The 5,143-nt window shown below is 33.1% G+C and carries 1 protein-coding gene; it reads left to right on the top strand.

Annotated features, from left to right (window positions below):
• Window positions 1-1,062: 1,062 nt before the first annotated feature.
• On the top strand, window positions 1,063-5,143 hold a 4,081-nt coding region (locus tag CD128_RS11395), incomplete at its 3' end, for a YSIRK-type signal peptide-containing protein (protein ID WP_103329982.1).

The following is a 5,143-nucleotide window of genomic DNA, read 5'->3' on the forward strand; positions in this document are numbered from 1 at the left end:
TAGTTGGACTGACGTTCCGCTAGAGTAGGACGTTGCCAGGCAATACCGAGACCGTAAGGTCTCTTTTTTTATGTCTAAAATTTATTTTTATAGAACATATTTACGTTTATTTAGCTTTACGAAGAGAAAGCGTTTGAAGCTAATGAATTGAGAAAATAGCGAAGCGAATTTAGTGGGGCTAAATGAGCAAGATATTTTAGAAAATGAAGCAAGATGCGAGCGCTTGTCTCGAAGTAAAGGAAGCTCCTTAGCGCCGATGGTAGCAGACTGACGTTCCGCTAGAGTAGGACGTTGCCAGGCAATACTGAGACTGTAAGGTCTCTTTTTTTATGCCTAAAATTTAATTTATAGAACATATTTACGTTTATTTAGCTTTACGAAGAGAAAACGATTGAAGCTGATGAATTGAGAAAATAGCGAAGCGAATTTAGTAGGGCTAAATGAGCAAGATATTTTAGAAAATGAAGCAAGATGCGAACGATTGTCTCGAAGTAAAGGAAGCTCCTTAGCGCCGATGGTAGCAGACTGACGTTCCGCTAGAGTAGGACGTTGCCAGGCAATGAAATCGTATGGATGCGATGAGCCGATATCGAGACCGTAAGGTCTCTTTTTTTATGCCAAAAATTTAATTTATAGAACATATTTACGTTTATTTAGCTTTGCGAAGAGAAAGCGTTTGAAGCTAATGAATTGAGGAAAGAGAACAGCGAGTTTAGTTAGACTAAATGAGCAATATTACTAGACAATACTGAGACCGAAAGGTCTCTTTTTTTGCTTAAAAAGAGTATCAAGTCATTGGTAAACGATTCTTAAACTATAGTTAAAGTATTAGTGAATGAAAATTAATTATAAGTGTATAAAATAGTTCTATTTACTAGTTATTTCAAGAAGACGAGATATTTTTAAGAAATGTTGACAGACTGATTATATTTTCAAAAATTTTATAAAAATAAAATAATATTTGTATTGATTTAAGTGCTAGTAGATAGTATTCTATCTATGAGTATGGAGAAATAAAGAAATAGCCTCACAATAGTATATTAATAAGGAGAAAAGAAATAATTGAATAGAAATAACAACAAGAATAACTTCTTTCAACCGAATATCCAAAATAAGTATTCGATCAGAAAATTTTCAGTAGGAATCGCATCAATTTTAGTGGGATCTTTTCTAGTATTTGGGGTTAATAATGAGGCACATGCAGCCGAAGTAAAAGATGAAGTAAAAGATAATGTTAATACTTCTGATAAACAAAATAAAGATGAAAACAACAAATTGCCTTCAACAAATTTAGATAATGATAAGGCTGAATCGCTTCAAGTTAATAATGGTAAAAAGAATATCTCTCAAAACGATGATAAAGTTGATAATGTAGCAACAAGTAATGAAGAGTTAGACATTTCTAAAAATAGTAAATTACAGAAAAATGAACAAAAGGCTGATAATAACGATAAAACGTCAATAAATAAAAACACTCAACAAGTTGATATTAGTCAATCGTTTGAAAATGAACCGGATAAGAAGCAAGTTAAGAGTGATAGTAAAATTGTAGAAAATGACAAGACCTCAGATATTGATAAAAATGTTAAAAATAAACAAACTGAGCCTAATAATATAACTACAGTTGATTCAACTAAAGTTGTTAAAAAACGTGTTAGACGTGATATCAGTACATCAGATGATCAATTAGCAGGGGATTTTGTATTTAGTGGCACAAGTTCTTCTGATAAAAGATACAATATTACTTCTGATTTAATCAATAATCGCCATGAAACTAATACTTCATTTTCATTTACAGGTTCTGGTCATGGAGCTATTAGCAATGGGAAGTTAGTTTATGAGGCACCTAAAAAATTTATTATGACTGCGCCTACTTTCTCTAATTCAGAATATGTTACGAAGAAAACTGATTTATCAGACAATGATATGTGGCGATATCAATTTGATTTAAGACCTATTGCGGGTACCTCTGCTGGACAAATCAATGTTAATCAAATTATTGGGGGTATGATTTGGACAGGACCGGGAGATGGGGATGTAGTTACCTCAACAATGAAAATGTATCAAGGGGATACATTAGTTGCAACAAAACAAACTAATGCAACCTTTGATAATGTTAAAGGTGGTTTATATGTGGACCGTGGACAGCCAGCTCCTACATCAGTTTGGCAGATAACACCTAAAATTCTTGCAAGTACATCACCAACCATTGGTGTCATAAAAACCGATGGTACTGTCTCAGATAAATCTGATAACTATCGTTATCAAGTTCCATTACCAAGTGATAACTGGTTCTTAGAAAATCGTGATGATGCGATTACTCCTAGATATTATAGTCGTTACACTGATTTTAAATATAATATACAAAATATACCTAACTGGCTTGAACTTGATACAGAAGCTCCTAGTAATCAGTTTTGGACTCAAGATGCTGATGGCATACATATGCATTTAACTGAAGGACAAAAGTTACCATTTGTGGGATATCGTCCAGTTTTAAAGCTGAAAAAATCTGCACTTACGCCGGAAGTTCTTCAACAGTTTAAGAATGATGGCTTTATTAAAGTTAATATGAATTGGCAAACAGTAGGTCGCTTACCTAATGGACAAGATTATACTCAAAATGTACCTGATCCAGAAGGTATTAAATTTAAAATGATTGACGAAGCAGGAAAAGCAACAGATAAAATTTATTTTGCTGCTACTCGTACATTAGAACCATCACGTTTATTTACAAAAGCCGACCATATGCATGAACAATTTAGAATTACTAAATACATTACAAATCGTGACCAATCTAATAAATACGCACCATCATACATGCATTCTATACAGTTGCCACCGGGGCAAGATGGTGACTATTTCACATCTTTAACTTGGCCACTTGAAAGAATGCATTATAACAATGGATCAGGAGATAAAAATGCTACTAAAGGTATTACCTTTAAGTCTCCGTTTATCCTTTATGGTGTTAACAATGATGGTACAACAACCAAGCTTGCTGAATGGTCAGAACTTAATAATGATAACAAAACGTATGATTTTGGAGATACTAAATATAATCATCTTATTTTGCAAACACCAGTAATTAGAGATACTGTTTCTCCTGATAGTGATCAACAAAAGGATATCTATGAATGGAACGCAGAGTTAACTTATGCTGTAGATCAACATAGATGGGAAACTGCAGCTAAAGATGATAATATTAGACAAATGCAAAATGGAATCATTATTGATCAAGTACCACAAAATACACTCGAAGCAGCAAGTGCAATTCCAACTCGTAGTTTGTCAGGTTATTTATTAAATGGAGGATTCTCTTATATTCACACTAAAGATGGATTCCCTCATATATTAACAAGTCCTGTTGTCAAAAATACGAATGGGTCTTCTGGAAATTTACTAAATTACAATGATAAAGCTAATGTATTTGTTAAAGCAAATACAAAAGATTATATGAAATATTTAAGTAAGGACCTTTTAGATAACAGTTCTGACATTGTAGATGATAAATTAGATAATATTAAAAATGTATATTTATCACTAAGTGTTCCAGATGGTACAGCACTTGGTAATGTAAGATCATGGACTAATAATAAACTTATACGAACTTCAGCTTGGTGGAATGACGCGTTTTATGAAACTACTAATGGAAGTAAATTAAAAACTAGACCTGTTATGGATCCAGTGAAAGTCATTAAAAATTATAAGAATAGTGGTAGAACACTGTATATTTATAAAGCGCCAGAGGGATATGCTTGGAACGAATCTGAAAAAAATGCGACAACAGCTCGTAGTTCTTTAACTCAAGAAACACCTGAAATTACATTTGATATTTATAATAGAGGAACATTACCAAATGGTACGTACTCAATTCGTTATGCTACAATATGGGATAAAAACTCAGAAATTGTTCGTCCTACGAATGACCAGTCATTAACGCAAAATCAACTTGAATTATCTGATGTAATTACAGACGATTTAAGTACAAATGAAAAATATGTCTCAGTGATAGATATACCGTTTAAAATTGCTCTTGCTAAAGAATTTGCATCAACCTTGACTATTGGTAAAGATTCCGATAATAGTTTTGATAAATCTCAAGTAGATGTAAATTTAGGAGATAGTGTCAATTTACAAACTAATACAGTCAACTTTACCAATAGCGATGGGGTAATAAAAGAATTAGTAGTTACCATACCAAAAGATAATGTAAAGACGAATTTAACTGCTTTAGTGCCAGATACTGCAAAATATCGAGTAGTTTATACTACCGATAGTGATGTCCAACATGGAAGCTATACATCTAACCCAACTGATTTAACTAAAGTTACTGCTGTAAAATATGTATTTGATACGCCCCTAGTATTGAAAAAAGGGGAAAATTTCCAAACTAATGTACGTGTAACTGTACCACCTGATGCACCTATCTTAACTAAGTCACATGCTCAAATATTTTCACGTGGTGTAGATAATTCATGGTTAGCAGGTAATAAAGTTGAATTAGAAACGGAAGATAATAGAGGAACATTAGTAGTTAGTTATACAGATGAAACAGGTAATGTTATTCAAAGTCCAACTACGTCTCAAGGCCCTAAAAATACAGAATATCAAGCAAGTGTTCCTCAATTAATTAACAATCAAAATCGACACTATAGATTTGTGAAAGTTGATAAACAAATGGATTCAATTTTGGGACAATATGTCAAAGCTCAAACGAAAAAAGTTCATTTGATATATACTGAAGTCTTTGAAGGTAATGTAATTGCTGATTTTAAAACAACAGATGGGGAAGTTTTAAGTCCACAAGTTACTGTGGCTGATCATGAAATCGATGGAATAAGCTATACAACAACACCAGCTACAATACCTAATCGAGTAAGTTATGAAACAAATGAAACTGGACCTGTTAGAAAGACTATAAGCTATCGCTTAACAGCAACACCTGATAACCAAACAGGAACAGTCGTTGGTAACCAAACTATTGAAGTGCATTATGTGTATGAACCTGTAGTGCTTTATGAACAAATACCGAATGAGGCACCACAAGTAGAGATACCAGAATTACAAGTGACGCGATATGTTGATACCGAAGGTAATGAAATTAAAGATACAGAAGAAGGCACACAACAACCACCAGGTA

Origin of the sequence: Staphylococcus croceilyticus (genome assembly GCF_002902575.1) — a bacterium.
Lineage (GTDB): Bacteria > Bacillota > Bacilli > Staphylococcales > Staphylococcaceae > Staphylococcus > Staphylococcus croceilyticus.